The organism is Bombilactobacillus sp. ESL1197 (assembly GCF_058107145.1).
Genome location: NZ_JBYLTY010000002.1, coordinates 310,098 through 331,589 on the forward strand (window position 1 = coordinate 310,098; position 21,492 = coordinate 331,589).

The following is a 21,492-nucleotide window of genomic DNA, read 5'->3' on the forward strand; positions in this document are numbered from 1 at the left end:
GGATAAATTTAAATGCTATTGATTTATCGGGATAATAGTTTTAAAATAAAGCCGTTGATATGAAAACGCTATTTTAAAATGTGCTAATTAGTTGGAGTAGGGGGCCAAATAGGAATGAAGTTAGTGGAGACTGTGCAAGCTATAAAAACAGGTGAAGTGAGCTTAGGAATTGAGTTGGGCTCAACACGGATTAAAACGGTGCTAATTGATCAACAGTTTCAAACGATTGCTTCGGGTAGTTTTGATTGGGAGAATCAATTAATTGATAATCTTTGGACCTATTCTTTGGCAGAAGTTAAAACTGGTATTCAGACTAGTTATGCTCAATTAGTAGCGCAGGTTCAAAGCCAATATCATATTCCGTTGACTAAGATTAAAGCCATTGGTGTTAGTGCCATGATGCATGGTTACTTGGCTTTTGATCAATCTGGTCAATTACTGGTACCATTTCGCACTTGGCGGAACAATTCTACCCAACAAGCGGCTGATGAATTAACCGAATTGTTCAATTTTAATATTCCACAGCGTTATAGTATTGCTCATTTGTATCAAGCAATGTTAAATCAAGAACCGCATGTGGCCCAAATTGCGTTTATGACAACACTTGCTGGCTATGTTCATTGGCAATTGTCTGGTCAAAAAGTTTTAGGAGTTGGCGATGCGTCAGGCATGTTTCCTATTGATAGTACAAACCTTCAATATGACAAACATTATTTAACTTTGTTTGAGCAATTACCTTTAAAGCAACAATATCAGTGGCATTTGGACGATATTTTGCCACAAGTTTTGACTGCGGGCCAACAAGCGGGCACTTTAAGTGAGCAAGGTGCCAAGTTTTTAGATCCTAGTGGTAAGTTACAAGCCGGTAGTTTGATGGCACCTCCCGAAGGTGATGCAGGAACAGGCATGGTAGCGACTAATAGTGTACGACAACATACAGGTAATATTTCGGTAGGAACTTCCGCTTTTTCCATGGTGGTGTTAGACCAGCCGTTAAAGCAAGTTCATCGTGACATTGATGTGGTTACTACTCCTAGTGGGGCAGCTGTAGCAATGGTGCACATTAATAACTGTTCGTCTGATATTAATGCGTGGCTTTCGTTATTTGGCGAATTTGCGCAACAATTAGGCGTCAGTTTAACGAATGATCAATTATATGAACGTTTATTATTAATGACCACCCATGCGCAAGCTGATGCTGGCGGTTTAATTAATTATAGTTATTTGTCGGGTGAAAATATTACACAAACCATTGCGGGCCGCCCATTATTTGTCCGGACGCCGGCAGCTAAATTGAACTTGGCTAATTTTATTTTGGCACAGTTATACGCAGCCTTTGCCCCATTAAAGATGGGAATGGATATTTTAACACAAGAAGAACATATTTCGTTAGATGTGATGATTGCTCAAGGTGGTTTGTTTAAGACCCCAATTATTGCGCAGCAAGTGTTGGCTAATGCTCTAAATCTGCCAATTACCACGATGCAAACGGCACAAGATGGTGGACCATGGGGAATGGCAATCTTGGCTAGTTATGTAGCAGATAATCCCAAGCAATTAACGTTAGCGGATTTTTTGGATCAACAAGTATTTGATAAACCAGAAAGCATGACTCTAAGTCCTGAATCGCTGGGAGTTCAAGGTTATCAAAAGTTTTTAAATAATTATCAAGCCGGCTTGGATGTCGAACGCTTAGCAGGCAAAAATTTAAAGGAGTAGAACATGTTAGAACAATTAAAGCAAGAAGTTTATGAAGCCAATATGCAATTACCCAAGTTAGATTTAGTAACTTTTACTTGGGGAAATGTTTCAGGAATTGATCGCCAACAAGGCTTATTTGTCATTAAGCCTTCTGGTGTTGCCTATGAAGATTTAACACCGCAGGATTTGGTAGTTGTTAATTTAAAAGGCGAAGTAGTGGAAGGTAAGATGAATCCTTCTAGTGATACACCGACACATACAGTTTTGTATAATGCTTTTCCCAAAATTGGCGGCATTGTTCATACGCATTCACCTTGGGCAGTGGCATTTGCAGCCGCAAAAATGGATATTCCTGCGTTGAATACCACGCATGCCGATACTTTTTATGGTGATGTACCTGCAGCTAAAGCCCTGACTAAACAAGAAATCACAGAAGATTACGAAGGTAATACTGGAAAAGCAATTGTTGAAACCTTTAAACAGCGTAAGCTGGATTATCAAGCAATTCCTGCGGCGTTAGTCAGTCAGCATGGTCCTTTTAGTTGGGGAGCTGACGCTAAGCAAGCTGTTTATAATGCCAAAGTTTTGGAGGTGGTTGCCGAAGAAGATTATCATACATTGCAATTGACCCGCAATGACAGTCATGTGCCACAGTATTTGTTAGATAAACATTATTATCGTAAACATGGTCAAGATGCCTATTATGGTCAAAATAGTCAACATTCTCATGATCATGCTGTACGGGAAAATTAATTAGGAGTTGATGAAGATGTTAGAATTACCTAAATATGAATTTTGGTTTGCAGCCGGCAGTCAGCATTTATATGGTGAAGAAACTTTGAAGAGTGTGGCTGTGGATGCTAAAAAAATTGTGCAGGCTTTAAATGAAAACGGTAAACTTCCTTATCCGATTGTCTTCAAAGAAGTTTTAACCACAGCTGATGAAATTACACAGTTTATGAAAAAAGCTAATTATGAAGACCGAGTTGCTGGTGTGATTACTTGGATGCATACTTTCTCACCAGCTAAGAATTGGATTCGGGGTACAAAGTTATTACAAAAACCACTATTGCACTTTGCTACTCAATATTTAAATTATATTCCGTATGATGACATTGACTTTGACTATATGAATTTGAATCAAAGTGCCCACGGCGATCGGGAATATGGTTATATTAATGCACGTTTACAAAAGCATAATAAAGTTATTTACGGACATTGGGCGGATGAGAAAGTTCAACAAGAAATTGCTGATTGGCAAGATGTGGCTGTAGCATATGATGAATCCTTCAACTTAAAGGTAGCGCGTTTTGGTGACAATATGCGTAATGTTGCGGTAACTGAAGGCGATAAAATTCAGGCGCAAATTCAATTAGGTTGGACGGTTGATTATTATGGCGTTGGTGATTTAGTAGCTGCGATGAAGGAAGTCAGCGATGATGATGTTGAACAACAATATCAACAATTGCAAAAGGATTATCAATTAGTAGTCGGCGCTAATGATCAGAAGACTTATGAGCATGCTGTTCGTTATCAATTAAAGCAATATTTGGCTCTAAAGAAGTTCTTAGAACAAGGTGGTTACAGTGCCTTTACTTCAAACTTTGAAGATTTATGGGGATTAGAAGAGTTACCAGGATTATCCGCCCAATTGTTAATGCGAGATGGTTATGGTTTTGCTGGTGAAGGTGATTGGAAGACAGCTGCCTTACTTCGAGTCTTTAAGATTATGACACATAACCAAAAGACGGCCTTTATGGAAGATTACACTTTGGATTTGCGTCCGGGTCATGAAGCAATTCTGGGTTCGCATATGCTCGAAGTTGATCCTTCAATCGCTTCCGATCAAGTGCGGGTGGAAGTTCATCCATTGGATATTGGTGGCAAAGATGATCCTGCTCGTTTGGTCTTCACCGGTTCGCAGGGTGATGCAATTGATATTACTTTAGCTGATTTTCGAGATGGCTTTAAGTTGATTGGTTATCCAGTTACTGGTCAAAAACCAGAAAAAGAAACACCACATTTACCAGTTGCTAAGCAAATGTGGACACCCAAAGCGGGATTAAAGAATGGTGCTACACAATGGATTCAAAATGGTGGTGGACACCATACGGTCTTTAGTTTTTCCGCCACGGCACAACAAGTTGAAGATTTGGCTACCCTTTATGGTATTAAGGCAGTTTTGATTTAGAGAAATTTTGTTGATCTAAAAACAATAGAAAACAAGGTGATTTGATGCAGTCATCATCCAAAATTTCGAGTGGTTTTATTTATTTCTTTGGCTCTTTTGGCGGAATTTTATTTGGTTATGATATTGGTGTCATGACAGGGGCTTTACCATTTTTGCAGCATGACTGGAATTTAAATAATGCAGTTATTGTTGGGTGTATTACCTCAGCAGTGATGTTTGGTGCGATTTTTGGCGGTGCTTTAGCGGGGCAATTGTCGGACCGGTTGGGACGCCGCAAAATGATTTTGATTTCTTCTTTGGTTTTTGCGCTGGGGTCAATTTTATCCGGCTTGTCTCCTAATAATGGACAATATTATTTGATTATTGTGCGTGTCTTATTAGGTTTAGCTGTTGGAGCCGCTTCGGCACTAGTTCCGGCTTATATGGCTGAGATGGCGCCTGCGCGGTTGCGAGGACGTTTGTCTGGAATTAATCAAACAATGATTGTTTCAGGAATGTTGATCTCTTATATTATGGATTATTTGTTGAGAAATCTACCGGATAATTTTGCTTGGCGATTAATGTTAGGTTTGGCAGCAGTTCCAGCAATTATCTTGTATTTGGGAGTATTACGTTTGCCAGAATCGCCCCGTTTTTTGGTGAAAAATGGTCAAAAAGATTCAGCCGAACAAGTCTTAAAAATTATTCGGCCAGCAGCAGACGTTCAATCTGAGCTGGATCAAATTCAATCAACTGTTCAAGAAGAAGAGCAAACTCAACAAAGTACTACTTGGAAAACCTTATTAGATTCTAAATATCGTTATTTAGTATATGCAGGTGTAGGGGTAGCTGCTTTTCAACAATTTCAAGGAGCTAATGCTATTTTTTACTACATTCCTTTAATTATTCAAAAAGCAACGGGCCAAGCTGCTAGCTCACAACTTTTATGGCCAATTGTTCAAGGAATTATTCTAGTCATTGGTTCGCTAGTCTTTTTAGCCATCGCTGATCATTTTAAGCGGCGTTCCTTATTAATTTTAGGTGGAACAATTATGGGCTTGTCGTTTATCTTGCCAGCTTTGATTAATGTTTTATTACCACATGCAAATTCCATGCTAATTGTCGTGTTTTTATGTATTTATGTTGCTTTTTATTCCTTTACTTGGGCACCCTTAACTTGGGTTATTGTCGGTGAAATTTTTCCACTTGCAATTCGTGGACGTGCTTCAGGCTTGGCTTCATCGTTTAACTGGATTGGTTCCTTCCTAGTAGGATTACTCTTTCCAATAATGACTGCCTCCATGCCTCAGGCAGCGGTGTTTGCGATCTTTGGTGTTATTTGCTTATTAGGTGTTTTGTTTGTTACTTTGCGCGTTCCTGAAACTGCTGGTCACAGTTTGGAAGAAATCGAAGAGCAAGGTAGAATTCATGCTCATAAGTAATATGAATCAATAGATTAAACTGGAATTAGCATTTAGTTGGTGTAAGGTTAATCATTATTTTTAATCTCATTTCAATTTGTGATTGAAGTGAGATTTTTTATGTGGCCAAATAATTAGTATAAAAAAATCCCACTAAATTAAAAGCTAAATTTAGCAGGATTCTTTGTTAATTCAAAAACTTTATGGAGCATTTTTAATAGAATAGGTTAATGTGGCACTATAAGTACCAGCGGTAATGTCGTTATTGAGATTCTTAGGTGGTACTGTCAATTTAATTTGTGAATGACCATTAATATCATTATAGTAACGAGTATTAATTCCATTTAAAATGGCAGTTCCTGAATTATAAAGTGACACCTCAGCATTATCTGGATTAACAGTGATTGATTGTGGATTGTTGCGTTCTTGAAAACACAATTGGGCTTGTTGTAAACCAATTGTGTTATTATTTTTAAATGGTGATAACTTAACTGTAACTTCATAAGGAATGGCAGAATAATTAAGAATTGGTTGACTGCCTCGTTGGTCATCAATCTGTAACTCATTATCTACATCAGTAGAATTATTATTGGTTAAAGTCTTAGTATTTTGATATCCAATAACATTATTATTGTCACCAAAATCCATCTTTGGCAGATTAGTTAAACTTAGAAATTTTAGTTGTTTGGTTAACCCCATCTCGATTCTAGGAATAGTATCGGTAATCTTCAGAGGATCAGAAAGAACATAGCGCTGGCCATTAATGGTTTTTGGTGGACTGGTTTGAAGACAACTGTCACCGCCAGTTACTGTGGGCGTTAGTCCTTTGAAAGCTGCGGTATCAATATCAATTCCTGCTTGTACTGTAGAGTTCAGCTGCAACCAACCACTACCGTAGCTTTCGTTTCCGCAAGAATTAATCTTTGTTAAAATTGGTTCATATGTGCCATCTTGTTTACGATAAAAAAATGAAATCGTTTGGTGTGGAATAATTTTTTCAGTAGCTTCCTTTAAGCCGTTATGATTAGCATCATCCCAGATCTGATAAATATAATAACTGTTACTTTTATTAATTAAACTCGAAATTTTCTTAGAACTAGTTGCAGACACGTTATTAGCGTTATCAATCGCAACCACATGTAAATATTGATGAGAAAAACGATTAATATTATTAATGGAAGCTTTAGATGTTGGATCAGATACACTAATGAAATTGGTGTTATTAGAGCTATCGATATTACCTTGAGTATCCTTATTTGGATTAATAGTCGTATTAGCATTGTTATCAATTTGATAAATATAACCCTTAATGTCACTTTTAATAGGTTGTTTGATACATTGTGAATTAGTACTGTTACTACCACGTTTAGCTTGGACCCGGTAATAGTAATTGGTAGCATTATCTGTACTTTTGCAGTTAGCCGTTACTGTATCGCTAACTGTGGGTGTGATATTATCAATTATTGGTGCATCTGGAGCGGAAGTGTCTTTGACGGTTCGATCTTCGCCATGCGTGGTGGTGTTTAATGTGCTAGTATAATACATCATATTAGCTAGAATCATAGCTTCTTCAACGGAACATGCGCCGGTTGTGTGGCCAGTTTGGGTCATTGCATAATTGTTTTTAGTAATTAAATACCAGTTATCATCACCGATAGCACCGTTAGGATTGGACGTGCGGTTACCATTACTATCTAAATAGTGAACAGAAGTAGTAGGCTGGGCATTACTTCCTAAAAAGTGAAACGAATTTTGTCCTGGATCCATTGCAAAATCCATCCATCTTTGTGCACCACCACTATAAAGATAGAATTGCCCTCCGGTATGAGAAGGTTGGATTGTAAATTTGTTAGTACTGTTGTATTGCAACAGTTTATTAGGATAAGAAGCTAGAGATCCTGTTCGCATATCTGACATTAATTCGACCGTTTTTGAGCCAATGCGGTCGTCATTCGCTCCTGCATCATAGCTCATTGGCATAATTTTTAGTCCTAATTTATCAGCAAAGCTATTATAATGAGATAAGTTACCAGTTAAAGTATCATGACCAAAAATCAATGAACGACCTGTATTTCCAAAAGCACTAGTAGCATTAGCACTAGCGACACTTAAATCGACATTTTTACCGCCATCCGCTGAACCAAAGAATAAGCCGTCATAGTTATATTGATCGTTAGCATCTTTAAATAAATAATGATTGGGATTGGCATTAAAATCTGTTTCTGCTACTGGTGTAACAGCAATTAGACCATTTGAAACCGTTGCAGTTTGTCTGTTTGGAATAATGTTCATCCAATCTTTTAAATGATTACCATCAGTTGGGTAAACATTGAGAATTTTAATTTTTTTACCATAGTTAGTACCAACTGGCTCCCAATTCACAAAAGAATTACTCGGATCATCAGTAGTTCGTGTGACTTGATAACCACCACTATAGCCACCATTAGTTGCATTAGACATATCTTTCCAATTCAAAGAAACATATGGATTGTTATTTGAGTCAAAACCGCCACTAGTGTTTAATGTAAAGTCAAGGTTAGAATTAGCACTAGCGACTTCGGTACCAGCAATTGGATTGGCACCACGTAATAAGTCAGATTTATTAGACCAATTAGAAATAGTAAACGCTTTTTTGGGACGGAATTTTAAAAAATCTTTTGGCTTGGTTAGAAATCCTTGAGAAGGAGTAGGAATTACTGGAGATAAAAAGCTTGAAATACTATCATCTGCTTGACTAGAATTAATTGTCTCCAAACCACTTAATACTGATAAAGTAATTATCAAAAGTAAATTCAAAAATATTTTTCGGCGATGTCTCATTGTACAACCTCATAAATTAATTAATATTCTATCAGTTAAAAAAACGCTAGCACACAATTGGACTAATTATTCGATAAGTTAATTACTACAATTATTAGTATAAGCTTATTTTTAGCTTTGTAAATATGACTGCTAAACATTGAATATTGATTTTTTAGCTTACTAAAGTAGTATATATTTCTAAATGAACTATCTAGAAATTAAGTCATGCTGAGGTCAGACTTTTGGTTTTGTCATATCAAACAAGTATATTAATCAATTATTATCTAATGGTATGGTGATTAGTTACGCAATTTAGAAAATTACTTAGTACAAGAACAATTATGGACATAAATTAAGTCATAATTTATTTCAATCAACTAGTAGTATGACGATTCGAAACTCAATTAATAATATTCAGCGCCAAGTACTACAAGTAAGTTTATTCTGCAATTTGTGCGAAGATTTTATTGAATTAAATAATTTTTACTAACTAGTGCAATATAATATTAAATTTTGACCTTATAGAAAAAACGAATAGTTTCTGTTTTGTGCCACAGCAAATGCAAAAGGATTGCTGACAAGAATGATAAGCACCAAGTTAATAGATAAATAATCATAATGGCTAGTGCTAGATTAATGTGATAACGTAGCCACGAACCAAATAAATGCCAAATAATTTGCAACCAAACAACATTTGCTAGGTAAGCGCGGTAAGCGTACTGTGCTAAAAAGTGGATTACAGGTAAAACTTTGGCTTGGTGTCGGAGATTATGAAGCGCCAAAGTGGCAATGAGGCTGATGATAACAATACAATAGAGAGTCATTGATAGTTTATAATATGGCGCATTGTTTAAAACTATTGGATAGCCATAACTTAATAATTCTCGATTAGTCCAGCTCCAAATGAGAAGAAACAGTAGCACTAATAAGGGCCATGATCTATGTAAAAATTTAGCAAGCTGTTTTTGCCAATTCCAAGTTAAGACGCCCAACACTGCATAGATAAAAAAACTTAAGCAAAGGCGATCTAATAAGTACCAATCATGTTGGTGTGAGCCATTAAAAACAGTTAGCTGATAAAAAACTAGCCAGCTACCATACAATAAACTGCTAATAACTAATACCCAAAGTGAGCGCTGCTTATTTTGGTGAGTAAATTTTTGTAACCACCAAAAGACGGGCATTAAAATGATAAATTGCAGCATCATTGTGTTGTACCATAAATGCGGTGCGGCATTGCCATTGATCATTTGCCACAAAACAGTTGCGAAATTATGATATTTTTCAACCTGCTGTTCATTGGGAAATAATACTAGATAAATCATAGTCCAACAAATACTGGGGATGAATAATGCACGCCATTGTTGTTTTAAATACGTCGGATATTGGTGCCCAATTTGAGACGGTGTATTTTTGACGGTTGAAAAAATAATACCAAAAATAAATGCTGGAGCAGTAAATTTAATTAAATCGTAGGTGATACCAATGCCAACTTGTTGCGGTTTGGTACAGTAAGTTTGTAAAACTTGTGCCAAAATTGACTGTAACATGACTGCTGTACAGGCAAAAGTCTTCAGATAGTCACCCATATCAGTATCGGTGGAAGTGGTTTGAGTCATCATTATTCCTTCTATATTTAAATTGTTAAATTAAAACAACAAAAAACCCTATAATACAATTATTATAGAGTTTTTTCTTTAGGAAGTAATAGTCTTTAATTAAACACTTTGCTTAGTTGGACGAATTAGCATTTCATTAATGGTAACGTGTTCGGGTTGGTCAATCACATATTTAACCGCTTGAGCAATATCTTGGGGACTTAGGGATAAACCATCGCTGGCAGCAGAATTAAATGTGGGGGTTAGACTAGCTTTGATTTGCTCATTACCTACGGTATTGATTAATTCTGTGGACACTGCTCCTGGAGAAATGATCGTCGAACGAATTCCGTTAGCGTATTCTTCTTGGCGTAAGCCTTCCATAATGGCACGCACAGCATATTTAGTACTATTGTAAACTGCCGATCCGGGATAAATCACGTGTCCAGCCACAGAATCGGTACTAATTATTAAGCCGGAGTGTTGTTGTTTCATAATTGGTAAAACGCTACCAATTCCGTTTAAAACACCCATAATATTGGTATTGATCATCTTTTGCCAGGTAGCAAATTCTTGATCAGCTAGATAACCTTGGGGCATAATGCCTGCGTTATTATATAAAACATCAATGTGACCAAATTTTTCCAAGGTTAAATCAATAGTGGCTTGAACTTGTTGTTGATGAGTGACATCAGTTACTTGATAATAAGCCTCACTTGGGGCATCTAAATTCTGAATCAACTCTTTTAATCTTTGTTCACGCCGGGCCCCTAAGACTAATTTGGCGCCACTAGCAGCTAATAGTTGAGCGGTAGCGGCCCCAATACCTGAAGAGGCACCAAGAATAATAACAACCTTATCTTTGACAGTCATGTCTGCTCTCCTTTAAAAATTAATAATATTAGTTAATTGTAACGACGGCGATCAAAAATAACCAATAGTTATTTTAAATAGTTTAGTATCAGATCAAGTTATACATATTAATTTTGCAATTATAACGCAATTAGATAGTTGGTTATCCATTATTGGCATTAGACAGGTGACCAGCAGCATTTTAAAATTGATGGTGATTTTAAACGCTGAGGAGAAAAACTATGCCACTTAGTCAAAAACAAAAAAATATTTTAATTTGGGTATTAGCATTAGGTACGTTTAGTATTACTAACACAGAAATGGGGATTATGGGCATTTTACCCAATATTGCTCATCAGTATCATGTGAGCATTGCATCTGCGGGCCAATTAGTAAGTTTATTTGCTTTAATTATTGCGCTCAGTGGGCCGTTTTTACCAGCGCTGCTAGGGCGGTTTAATAAAAAAAGAGTGATGTTATTAGCTATTAGCCTGTTTGTGATCAGCTGCTTTGCGTCAGCATTTATTACGAACTTTACCTGGTTATTAATTGTCCGCGTTTTACCAGCTTTTTTACATCCAGTATTCGTGTCATATGCCATGTCCACTGCCACGGTCATTGCCAGTGATCAACAGCAAGCTTCACAATATGTAGCAAAAGTTTTCATGGGCGTCTCTGCGGGCATGGTGTTAGGCGTGCCACTAGCTAATTTATTAGCGAGTTATGGATCGTTTCGATTGGTGATGTTAACTTTTGGCTTAATTAATTTGCTCATTTTATGTGCTAGCGCTTTTTACTTAGTGCCGGTTGCTATGCCACAAAAACTTAATTTTAAACAACAAATGTTGACTCTAATTAAATTGCCGACGCTAGTTAGTTTAGTAATTATCATTTGTTTAAATGGTGGTGTTTTTGGTTTTTATAGTTATTTATCAGATTTTTTAAGTCAAGCTAGTTCTTTAAGCAGTTGGTTAATTAGTGTATTGTTACTAATCTATGGTTTAACTAATGTTTTAGGTAATGAAATTGCTGGTAAATTATTGGCGGTGAAGCCACGACAGGTGTTAGTAGGCTTGCCAATATTAATGTTAGTGCCGTATTTGTTGCTGTATTTTTATCATCAAAATATCAGTGTCATTATCATTTTGATTATTTTGCTGGGGACATTGGCAGGAATGGAAGCTAATTTGAATCAGTATATTATGAATACTGCCTTGCAACAAACGCCTGATTTGGCCAATGGCTTGTTTATTACAGGCGCTAATCTGGGCACGACGTTAGGTTCAGCTATTTGTGGTCAGATCATTGTGGCTAAAGGAGTGTCAGGGTCCTTGTTAGGGTTTTGTTAGGAGGAATTTTGATTATTGTCTTACAACAGTTTAATGTTCATAGACGTTCAACTATGAATAAGTAAGGAGTTTTTCTAATGAAACAAAATAGAAGCGGCTGGGGCATGATAGTTATCAGCTTTTTAATCATTATTTTATTGAGCTATTTAACACCGTTACAATCAATTCAAGCTAGTGACAAAACTACTAATCAAATAATTATCAAAATGCATCATCACAAATATCGCGCGTACTTAAATCAGAGTGTGGCTGCCAAAAGCTTACAAAAGCGGCTGCCTTTAAAACTACGGTTTCGTGATTTTAACCAAGCAGAAAAAATTTCCGACTTGAAACAACCATTGTCTATTAAACAGATGCCAGTTGGAGCTAATCCTAAAGTTGGTGATTTAGGTTATTGGTCGCCGCAATCACGTTTAGTTCTGTATTATGGCCCTGTTGCGTATTTTCAAGGAATTCATGTGCTTGGCCATTCTCAAAATTCACAGCGAGCTATTTCGGCTTGGAAACATCAGAGACATGCGTTTACAGTGATGATTACCAAAAATTAGTTTTTAAACTGATAATTGATTAATTATTATGCGCAAGATTTGCTTGCAATTGGTGTAAAAATAGTTTAGCAATGTTCGACATGATTCGATTCTTTTGCCAAATTAAAGTATTGTTTTCAGATAGTTGTGGCTGTAGTCGCCGAAAAACTAAACCATCATGATAATTTTTGACTACATCTTCAAATGCTAAAACTAAATAATGTGGATTATGGGCTAGCAGTGCAGCGTTATACGCTAGATTATAAGTACCAACAATTTGAATTTGTTCGGACACATTTTGCCACCAAGTTTGTAAATGAGAGCTGTGTTGGACTTGTTCGGAGATGATTAATTTTTGGCGACTTAAATCAGCAGGGGTCACGAATGGTTTTTGCGCTAAGGGTGAATTAGCGGCCATGAGAATGCCCCAGTAATTTTTTTCAGGTAGTTGTAAGGTTTGATAATTATGAAAATTATATTCACCCATAATGACGCCAAAGTCTAGGTTACCGGTTACTAATTGTTTTTCTACTTCCATTGCATCTCCACTGTGGAGATGAATTTTGACGGCTGGATATTCATCCATAATCTGTCCAATCACTTGCATGACGTGGCGCATGCCCAAACTTTCGCCGCATCCAATGTCTAATTCACCACTGATGAGTAAGTGATTAGCTTGCAAAGTTGACGTAGTTTTATCGACTAAAGCGATGATTTGTTGAGCATGCTCTCTAAGATAGTAACCATCGTTAGTCAACTTAATGTTGTGGGAACTGCGATCAAATAATTGCACGCCCAATTCTTTTTCTAATTCACTAATTTGGCGAGATAAAGCAGGCTGTGAAATATGTAAGTACTTGGCCGCTCGGGAAATATTTTGTTCTTGAGCAACTGCCAAAAAATAACGTAAACTATGGACTTCCATAATTACTCCTTAGGAGGATATTTTTTAGATCTGGAATAATACTAGCACAATTATGATGAATTATACTTCTTTAAATTATTACTGTGAGTAATACTCGGTACTTAGTGACGATATTTTGTAAATTTATCCACCACGAAAGAAAAATCTAGAGCTTGATTCGGAAGCTGGTTTTAATTGTGGGGGCTATGCTGGATGAATTTACAGCTTTAAAAAAAGTTCAAGTTAAATTTTAATGGTTAGAAACAGATTATCACAAATTTTTAACGAAAAAACTAATTTTAGTAGATAGTATAAAAGATACTTATATGATAAAGAGGCAGCTTGGTTAATTTGAATATTAACACAATTATGATATACTATCCTTGTAAGTACGAAAAGTGTCTAACATGGTATAACACAAAAGCCATTCCTACTGGAGATAGGAATGGCTTTTTTATGTGTAGTTACTTAGCAACTCAGCTATTTTTATGCTTGCTGTGTAACCAATCAACAAGCACTTGTGTTGTTACTCTAACAATAATCGGTGCAACAACAGTTACGAAAAATGTCTGAAACACGGTATCACCCCCTTACGGGGCGAGTTGCCGATTAAAATTATATCATATAAGATCTCATTGTTTTGGTGAAATTTAAAGAAAATCTTACGGAAAAATGACTAGAAATTAAAAATTGTTATGACAGTTTAAATACATTATGAATTTGCGGAAAGATTTCTAAGAAAGATATTTGTTAATTCAGAGTTAATTTTAGTCAATTTATGGTAAATTAAAGCTAATTATCACGTTAATACTTAAGTTTGGGGGAGAGGCAATCCAGATGCAAACAATTATGATGATCGATGATGACAATACTTTATTGCAAACCGTAATAAAAAACTTCGCTAAGTGGTCGTTGAAAGTAGTTGGCGTTTCAGATTTTCAAAAGATTATCGCAGAATTTAAACAATTAAAGCCAGATTTGGTTATTATGGATATTAATTTGCCATATTTTGATGGTTTCTATTGGGCACAACAGTTACGTCAAATTTCGACAGTACCATTGTTATTTTTGTCAGCTATTGATCAAGAAACCAGTATGTTGCGAGCATTAGCTGAAGGTGGAGATGATTATGTTATTAAGCCTTTTACGATTAGCATTTTACTTGCTAAAGTTCAAGCGATGTTACGGCGATTACAGACTTATGATCAACAAGTTCAAAGTGGTCAATTACAGTTTGGACCTTATACTCTTTACACTTTAGGAAATGAAGTAGTTTTTAACCAGCAACGTGTTAATTTGTCACCGACTGAAGGCGATATTTTACAATTATTATTTTTAAATGTTAATCAAGTAATTTCTACGCAACACTTTTTGGAGACTTTTTGGCAGGGAGGTCTGTTTTTGGATGAGCAAGCTTTGCGAGTTAATTTTAGCCGATTGCGCCGCAAACTGAAGCCAATTGACCTGCAACAATATATTGTAACTGAACCTGGTAGTGGCTATCGGTTATGTGCTTATGAATAAAAAGGAAATGTGGCTCTTGATTAAACCGGCATTGCTAAGCTTACTGAGCTATTGTGGCTTGTTAGTTTTACTAAGTATTTTATTTGTTTTGTATCATTTACCAATAATTATTTTGGGTGATTTTATTCGCTTTAGTTTACTATTTGTAGGGGTCTATTGCGGTTTGAAAACTTATTATCAGTGGCGTAAGGGGCAAAAGTTGCAGCAAACAGATTTTTCCCAGCCAACATTGTTTCAAGATTTATCGGCTAGTGATTGGGAAAACTATCTTTTATTGCACAAATTACAAACTTTGCAGCAGCAAGTAAAGTCTGACCAAAAAGTGCAAAAGCAAAAGGCTCAGTATCAACAAGATTATTTAATACATTGGGCTCATGAAATCAAAGTTCCAGTTACGGATCTGTTATTAATGAGTGAGAGTATTGAGCAGCTGAATACTATCGCGGTTCGAACGCAAACCAAGTTGATTCAGCAGCAATTAGATTCGATGTTAGATTATGATCGTTTTTTAAATTTAACACATGATTTACGTTTTAATTGGGTCTCCTTGACACAAGTTATAGAAACTGTTTTACAAAAATTTGCGCCGCTGTTTATTCAACGCCAAATTTCTCCACGTATTCAAGTTCCAGCGGTTCAGGTTTTGACAGATACTAAATGGCTGCAAGTAATATTGGAACAAGTAATTTTTAATGCTTGGAAGTATTCGGACGATCGAAGTGAAATTAAATTGGTTTGGGAACACAATTGCTTAAGGGTTGTTGATTCGGGTATTGGGATTGTGGCTAGTGACTTGCCACGCGTATTTGAAGCCGGATTTACTGGAGTTAATGGCCGGAATAATCCTAATGCAACAGGAATGGGGTTATATTTGGCCCGACAAATTAGTCAAAAGTTTCACGACCAGTTAACGATATCGTCCAAATATCAGCAAGGAACGGTAGTTAGTCTGATTTTTCCAGTAGATCAAATTAAAGAGGTTGCGAAATTGTAACTTAACGGCAGGGATTGTAACTTGTTGTTAAAGTGAAAGCTTTTTAAAATAAACTTATCGAATAACTTAGGGAGGGTAAACGATGAGTTTATTACAATTACAGCATGTGCAAAAGAAGTTTACACAACCTCATCAAGTTGAAGTACAAGCTTTGAAAGATATTTCTTTGACAGTTGAAGCGGGGGAATATGTAGCGATAATGGGTGAGTCTGGATCTGGCAAATCAACGCTTTTAAATTTGATTGCTACTTTAGATAAGCCAACTAGTGGTTTCATTCAAATAAATGAGCAAAATTTAGCTCAACTAACAGAAAATCAAGCCGCTTTATATCGTAGACAACATTTAGGTTTTGTTTTTCAAAAGTTTAATCTACTTAATACATTTAATAATCAAGACAATATTTTATTACCGTTGGTACTAGCTAAAACTGAACCTAAAATTCTACAACAGCGCTTACAACCACTGGCTAAGGTTTTACAAATTACTGATTTATTGCAGCGCTATCCTTACGAAATATCTGGTGGGCAGCAACAAAGAGTGGCAGCAGCAAGGGCTTTAATCACACAACCACAATTAATTTTAGCTGATGAACCTACAGGTGCCTTGGATTCACATAATTCTGAATTATTGTTGGATTTATTTGAACAAGTTAACGCTAAAGGACAAACTATTTTAATGGTCACGCACAGTGCTTTGGCTGCCAGTCATTCCAAACGCGTTTTATTTATTAAAGACGGTTTGATTTTTCATGAACTGTTTCGCGGTAATCAAACTGCTAGTCAATATTTGCAACAAATCACTGCAAGTGCCACCTTACTGGTTGGAGGTGAACAGCAATGATTCACTTTAAATTGGCTGGGCATGCATTAACGCACCACCGTGAACAATACGGACCGTTTATCTTGGCTAGTATTACTTTGGTTGCCGTCAATTATATTTTTTGGAATACCTGTTTTAATACTAGTTTGAACAAGTTGGCGTTGGGTCAACAAACCATTTATTTAATGATCTTGGGTACCGTTTTTGTTACTTTATTAACTCTTTTTTTAATGATTTATGTTAATCGTTTTTTGATTAAACAACAGGTTCATGAGTTAGCATTGTATAAAATGTTAGGTTTAGCTACTAAAGATTTGAATTTAATTCTAACAATCGAAGTCTTATTTTTATTGATTGTTAGTTTGGTAGGTGGTTTAGTTAGTGGCTTAGTGTTTAACAAATTATTTTTCTTGATTTTATGTAATCTGCTCCAAACCAAAGCAATTGTTGAACAATTTTCGCAAACTGGTTTGTTAGTCGTTATTGCAATTTTTAGTTTGCTATTTTTATGGCTATTACTCAGTGACTTTTGGAAAATTCGTCAATTACAACCGGTAGTTTTATGGCAACAAACTAATCAGGTCGAAGTTAAGCCTAGAAGTAATGGCTTATTAGGTGGTTTAGGTGTGTTGCTCTTAGCGGTAGGTTACTATCTGGCTGTTAAAACCAAACCTACGGTTGCTTCACTTTCACAATTTTTAGTGGCAGTAGTATTTGTTGTTTTGGGAACTTACTTGGTCTTTTTAGTTTCCAGCGTCTGGATATTAAATTTTTTACAGCAACGACCACATTTTTATTACCAGCCGTCACATTTTATTGCTTTATCTGGATTATCATACCGAATGAAACAAAACGCGTTAAGTTTGGCTTCTATCTGTTTATTGTGTAGTGCTATCTTAGTCAGTTTGGTGGGGAGCACTGGCTTATATTTAGGTAAAGAAAAGTTAGTTAACACTTATAATCCCGCCGATTTAATGCTGGTTCAACAGCATCCATTTTCGTACCAACAACAACAAATATTGCACCGGGCAGCTAAGCAAAATCAAATTAATTTACGACAATCAGAGCAAATGCAAATGACTACTCCAATACCGTCGGTGATTCAAGATGGACAACTACGTCCAATGACTGGTGGCATGCATATTATTTATCAAGTCAGTACAATTAGTGTTAGTGATTATAATAGAATTCAAAAAACTTCCTTGCATTTAAAAAAGCACCAAATTTTAGTGTATTCAGCTGATAATTTAGCTTTAAAGCATTCTTTGAATTTCAATCAGCAAAGTTATCAGGTTAAAGTTATTCCACAATTTAAGTTAGGATTTAGTTATCAGCGTTCAATTTATCGACCAATTTTTATTATTACAGCTAATCAGCAAGTAGCACATCAGATTAATCCTCAACCTTGGTTATATGTTCAGGGACAAAATATTCAAGGGGCACAAAAGCATAAATTAAAATTTGCAAGCCAAATACCATCACTACTAAAATTGGATAGTGATAAATATTCGGCTAAAGTACAAATGGAGCAATATATGAATTCGCTAGTAGGCAGCGTCTTGTTTGTTGGTGGTTTAATTAGCTTAAGTATGATTATTGTCATGGCCCTACTGATTTATTATAAACAATTGTCAGAAGGTTATGCTGATCAAAAACGCTTTCTAATTATGCAAGAAGTAGGACTGAGTAAATTAGAAACTAAAAAAGCTATTCATAGTCAAATTTTATTGTTGTTTATGTTACCGTTGATTGGAGCTATTATTAATTTACTTTTTGCATTGCCGGCAATAAAAAGCGTCTTAGTAATGCTCTTTGTTTATAGCTTTAAATTACTTGCCATTATTTCATTGACGCTGATAGTATTAGTGGCTGCCTATTACGGAATAATCTATGGAATTACGGCGAAAGTTTATACTAATATCGTTAATTGTTCTAATAAGAAAAATGAGACAGATTAATCATCCTACAATTTAAACAGTTCCTCGTTCAATCAACTGAACATCAACAATTTTGGTAATATCGGAATTGTCTAATTTACCTTGAATTAGTTGTAATAAATAGTTGCTGGCATTTTGAGCAATAGCTGCGGTGTTTTGTTTAATCGTTGTTAATTGCGGGTAACAATAGCGGGCAATCGGAGCATCATCAAACCCAATTACTTTTAAATCTTGTGGGATATTAAGATTTAATTCGTGAGCTGCTAAAATAACTTCGGCAGCAATGGTGTCACTAATTGCAAAAATTCCTAAGGGTAGTTTTTTTTTGGACATCAGATTACGTAAAATACTACGAATTTCAATTCCTCGCTGCTTAATTTTTTGACGTTCAGTTTTGATATCAATAACTATTTGTTGACTGTGATCGAAATTATTTTTTAACATCTCTTCACGATATCCCTTAATACGATCATTATTAGAAGAAATTTTCTGATTGGATGAAGTGAACATTACGGGAATGGTGCCGGCTTGAATCAAATGCTTTGTAGCAAGATGAGCTCCTTGCTCATTATTAGAACCAACGTAAATGTTTTTGGTGTTTTCGTTACGATCAATATAAATAACAGGTGTCGATATATTCATATGAATATCATTATCTAATTGCTGACCTGAGATCATGACAATTCCATCAACTAATTTTGCTTCTAACATTTGTAAATAGGTATTTTCTCGCTGTATATTTTTATTAGTATCACAAATTACTGTAGCATAATTATTTTGAAATAAAATTTTTTCGATGTTTTCAACTAAATCTGCGAAAAAGGAATTTGAAAGATCTGGCACCAAAATGCCGATGGTATTAGATTTGTTCATGCGTAAAGTTTTAGCAGCAGTATTAGTTTGATAATGATATTGATTAATTACTTTAAGAACTTTTTTTCGGGTTTGTTCTGAAAAGCGACCGTTATTGTTAATCACCCGTGATACCGTGGAAACGGAAACACCGCTTAATTTAGCGATGTCTCTAATTGAAACTTTGGTTTGATTTGTCATTTTAGTAACTCCAAAATAAAAGACTTTATGTTAAGCATATTAATCTACTTTAGCATAAAGTTTTTTATTTTGGTTAGTCTTGATATTTTTTAGCAGTTGAATTAACTATTTGTTGAAAAAGTTCATTATTTCTTTTATCTTCGGCGATTAATTCGTCAATTCTTCGTTGATGACGACCACCTTCATACTGTGCTTCTAACCAAGCTTTGACGATCATTTTCGCTAGTTCACTACCAATCACTCTGGCGCCAAAAGCCAAGACGTTACTATTATTATGACGTCGAGATAATTCAGCGGAATATGGTTCACTCACACAAGCAGCACGAATACCAGCCACCTTGTTGGCAGCTAAGGAAATTCCTACACCCGTACCACAGATAACAATTCCTAAATCAGCTTTTCCTTGTGCAACTGCTTCACCGACTTTTTTACCGTAAATAGGGTAATCAGTTCTTTCTTTTGTATAAGTACCTAAATCAATTGTTTCATAGCCTAAAGATTTTACATACTCAATAATAATTGGCTTTAATTCGATGCCAACATGGTCAGAGCCAAAAGCAATTTTAGTCATTAAAGAACCTCCTTGTAGTAAAAATACATTCTTTTTGAACAAACGTTTTCTCAGATAGAATGATATATCTTTCTATTATTGATTTCAAGTCTGGCTACAAATTAGCTGTTTAAGACAATTATTGATGATTTGGTTTGTTTTTAAAAAAAACAAAGTATTATAATAATAGAGAAAACGTTTTCTCAAGAAAATCCTTCACTTTGTTTTAAATGGTCAATTTTGTTTCACTGAAAATAAATGATAATTTATGATAAAAAATGATTGATAATGAAAAAATGTGGTGATATACTCGGCTTGAACACAAAAAGGGGGATTTTAAATGAAGTTAGCATCAAGAGTAAATTCTTTTCGACAAAAAGAAAGGTTGAGTTTAAGTGAAACTTTACAAAATTTTTCTCAATTAGGTTTGGAATATGTGGATGTCAATTTTCCAGAACAGGTGCAAGATATTACACCAGAAGTTCTTCATGATTTACTAGTAAAGAATAATTTGAAGCTTAATGGATTAGAGATGAGATTTAACGACAAATTTGTTAATGGCGATTTGGGAAATGCTGATCCGCGATTGTCAGAGGATGCATTGAATCTTTGTTTACAAGCAGCCGACTTTTGTCGAGCAGCTGGTGGGCAAATAGTGACAGTTTGGATGGCACATGATGGCTTTGACTATAGTTTCCAAGTTAATTATTCAGAAATGTTGAATAAAATAGTTACCGCATTTCAAAAAATGTGTGATTACGCTCCAGATTTAAAATTTAGTCTAGAATATAAGCCTTTTCAACCTAGAGCTTATGCCTTTGCTGATAGTTTGGGCATGGATGGAATGTTATTACATGAAATTAATCGCAAGAATTTTGGTGTGACATTGGACTATTGCCACATGTTGATGAAACACGAAAATCCAGCAATGGCGGCTGATATTTTTGCTGGAAGGAAACAATTATTCGGAGTTCATTTAAATGATGGATATGGATTAAATGATGATGGATTAATGATAGCCACATCCAGTCCATTTAAAACGTTAGAATTTATGTTTTATTTAAAAAAGCATAATTACGATGGAGTTATTTATTTTGATACTTTTCCGGTAGTTGAAGATAGTGCAGCAGAGTGTCAACAAAATATTGAAATGATTCATCAATTGGATCAAATGATTACTGAAGTTGGTATTGATAAAATTCAATCAATTATTGAACAAAGTGATCCAATTCAAATCCAAAAACTATTGCTAAGTTTTTTAAACAATCCTAAATAAAAGGGGGAGAATTA

The 21,492-nt window shown here is 35.5% G+C and carries 17 protein-coding genes; 11 read left to right on the forward strand and 6 right to left on the reverse strand.

Annotated features, from left to right (window positions below):
- The first annotated feature begins 114 nt into the window (after positions 1–114).
- Genes AC3B6B_RS07145 through AC3B6B_RS07160 form a run of 4 tightly spaced genes read left to right on the forward strand, consistent with a single transcriptional unit; the run spans position 115 to position 5,313 of the window.
- A complete protein-coding gene (locus AC3B6B_RS07145) occupies positions 115–1,719 on the forward strand; it encodes a xylulokinase (protein ID WP_489758003.1) in 1,605 nt (534 codons plus the stop codon).
- A 3-nt stretch (positions 1,720–1,722) separates the two neighbouring features.
- Positions 1,723–2,454 (forward strand): L-ribulose-5-phosphate 4-epimerase, encoded by a 732-nt coding sequence (locus tag AC3B6B_RS07150; protein WP_489758004.1) that lies wholly within the window; start codon positions 1,723–1,725, stop codon positions 2,452–2,454.
- Positions 2,455–2,470: 16 nt separating this feature from the next.
- Entirely contained in the window at positions 2,471–3,892 is a 1,422-nt protein-coding gene (araA, locus tag AC3B6B_RS07155) for an L-arabinose isomerase (protein WP_489758005.1), read from the forward strand.
- Between the two features lie 44 nt (positions 3,893–3,936).
- Entirely contained in the window at positions 3,937–5,313 is a 1,377-nt protein-coding gene (locus tag AC3B6B_RS07160; RefSeq protein WP_489758006.1) for a sugar porter family MFS transporter, read from the forward strand.
- A 180-nt stretch (positions 5,314–5,493) separates the two neighbouring features.
- Here the strand turns inward: AC3B6B_RS07160 and AC3B6B_RS07165 are convergent, their stop codons facing one another.
- The 3 genes from AC3B6B_RS07165 to AC3B6B_RS07175 form a co-directional block, all read right to left on the reverse strand.
- Complete coding sequence (locus tag AC3B6B_RS07165; protein ID WP_489758007.1) at positions 5,494–8,112, reverse strand: WxL domain-containing protein; 2,619 nt, start codon at positions 8,110–8,112, stop codon at positions 5,494–5,496.
- Between the two features lie 488 nt (positions 8,113–8,600).
- Positions 8,601–9,713, reverse strand: a complete 1,113-nt coding sequence (locus AC3B6B_RS07170) for an acyltransferase family protein (RefSeq protein ID WP_489758008.1) — start codon at positions 9,711–9,713, stop codon at positions 8,601–8,603.
- Positions 9,714–9,812: 99 nt separating this feature from the next.
- Positions 9,813–10,565, reverse strand: coding sequence for an SDR family oxidoreductase (locus AC3B6B_RS07175; protein WP_489758009.1), 753 nt, complete (start codon positions 10,563–10,565; stop codon positions 9,813–9,815).
- A gap of 221 nt (positions 10,566–10,786) precedes the next feature.
- Here AC3B6B_RS07175 and AC3B6B_RS07180 point away from each other — a divergent pair, with 221 nt between their 5' ends.
- Both AC3B6B_RS07180 and AC3B6B_RS07185 read left to right on the forward strand, forming a co-directional pair.
- The gene (locus AC3B6B_RS07180) at positions 10,787–11,893 is read left to right on the forward strand and encodes an MFS transporter (RefSeq protein WP_489758010.1); all 1,107 of its coding nucleotides are present in this window, start codon (positions 10,787–10,789) and stop codon (positions 11,891–11,893) included.
- Positions 11,894–11,970: 77 nt separating this feature from the next.
- On the forward strand, positions 11,971–12,441 hold the full coding sequence (locus tag AC3B6B_RS07185) for a cyclophilin-like fold protein (protein ID WP_489758011.1): 471 nt from the start codon (positions 11,971–11,973) through the stop codon (positions 12,439–12,441).
- A 19-nt stretch (positions 12,442–12,460) separates the two neighbouring features.
- Here the strand turns inward: AC3B6B_RS07185 and AC3B6B_RS07190 are convergent, their stop codons facing one another.
- Positions 12,461–13,345, reverse strand: a complete 885-nt coding sequence (locus tag AC3B6B_RS07190) for a LysR family transcriptional regulator (RefSeq protein ID WP_489758012.1) — start codon at positions 13,343–13,345, stop codon at positions 12,461–12,463.
- Between the two features lie 816 nt (positions 13,346–14,161).
- Between AC3B6B_RS07190 and AC3B6B_RS07195 the strand changes: the two genes are divergently transcribed.
- From AC3B6B_RS07195 to AC3B6B_RS07210, 4 genes are all read left to right on the forward strand, one after another.
- Positions 14,162–14,848 carry a response regulator transcription factor gene (locus tag AC3B6B_RS07195; RefSeq protein ID WP_489758013.1) on the forward strand — a complete coding sequence of 229 codons (687 nt, stop codon included), beginning with the start codon at positions 14,162–14,164 and terminating at the stop codon, positions 14,846–14,848.
- Positions 14,841–15,842, forward strand: a complete 1,002-nt coding sequence (locus AC3B6B_RS07200) for a sensor histidine kinase (RefSeq protein ID WP_489758014.1) — start codon at positions 14,841–14,843, stop codon at positions 15,840–15,842. Before AC3B6B_RS07195 ends, AC3B6B_RS07200 begins: the two co-directional genes overlap by 8 nt.
- Before the next feature lie 82 nt (positions 15,843–15,924).
- Complete coding sequence (locus AC3B6B_RS07205) at positions 15,925–16,683, forward strand: ABC transporter ATP-binding protein (protein WP_489758015.1); 759 nt, start codon at positions 15,925–15,927, stop codon at positions 16,681–16,683.
- On the forward strand, positions 16,680–18,620 hold the full coding sequence (locus AC3B6B_RS07210; protein ID WP_489758016.1) for an FtsX-like permease family protein: 1,941 nt from the start codon (positions 16,680–16,682) through the stop codon (positions 18,618–18,620). Before AC3B6B_RS07205 ends, AC3B6B_RS07210 begins: the two co-directional genes overlap by 4 nt.
- A gap of 12 nt (positions 18,621–18,632) precedes the next feature.
- Here AC3B6B_RS07210 and AC3B6B_RS07215 read toward each other — a convergent pair whose 3' ends face one another.
- Together AC3B6B_RS07215 and rpiB are read right to left on the reverse strand one after the other, a co-directional pair.
- Positions 18,633–19,652, reverse strand: coding sequence for a LacI family DNA-binding transcriptional regulator (locus AC3B6B_RS07215; RefSeq protein ID WP_489758017.1), 1,020 nt, complete (start codon positions 19,650–19,652; stop codon positions 18,633–18,635).
- A 73-nt stretch (positions 19,653–19,725) separates the two neighbouring features.
- Positions 19,726–20,223, reverse strand: a complete 498-nt coding sequence (rpiB, locus tag AC3B6B_RS07220) for a ribose 5-phosphate isomerase B (RefSeq protein ID WP_489758018.1) — start codon at positions 20,221–20,223, stop codon at positions 19,726–19,728.
- A gap of 319 nt (positions 20,224–20,542) precedes the next feature.
- Here rpiB and AC3B6B_RS07225 point away from each other — a divergent pair, with 319 nt between their 5' ends.
- Positions 20,543–21,478, forward strand: a complete 936-nt coding sequence (locus tag AC3B6B_RS07225; RefSeq protein WP_489758019.1) for a sugar phosphate isomerase/epimerase family protein — start codon at positions 20,543–20,545, stop codon at positions 21,476–21,478.
- Positions 21,479–21,492: the final 14 nt, after the last annotated feature.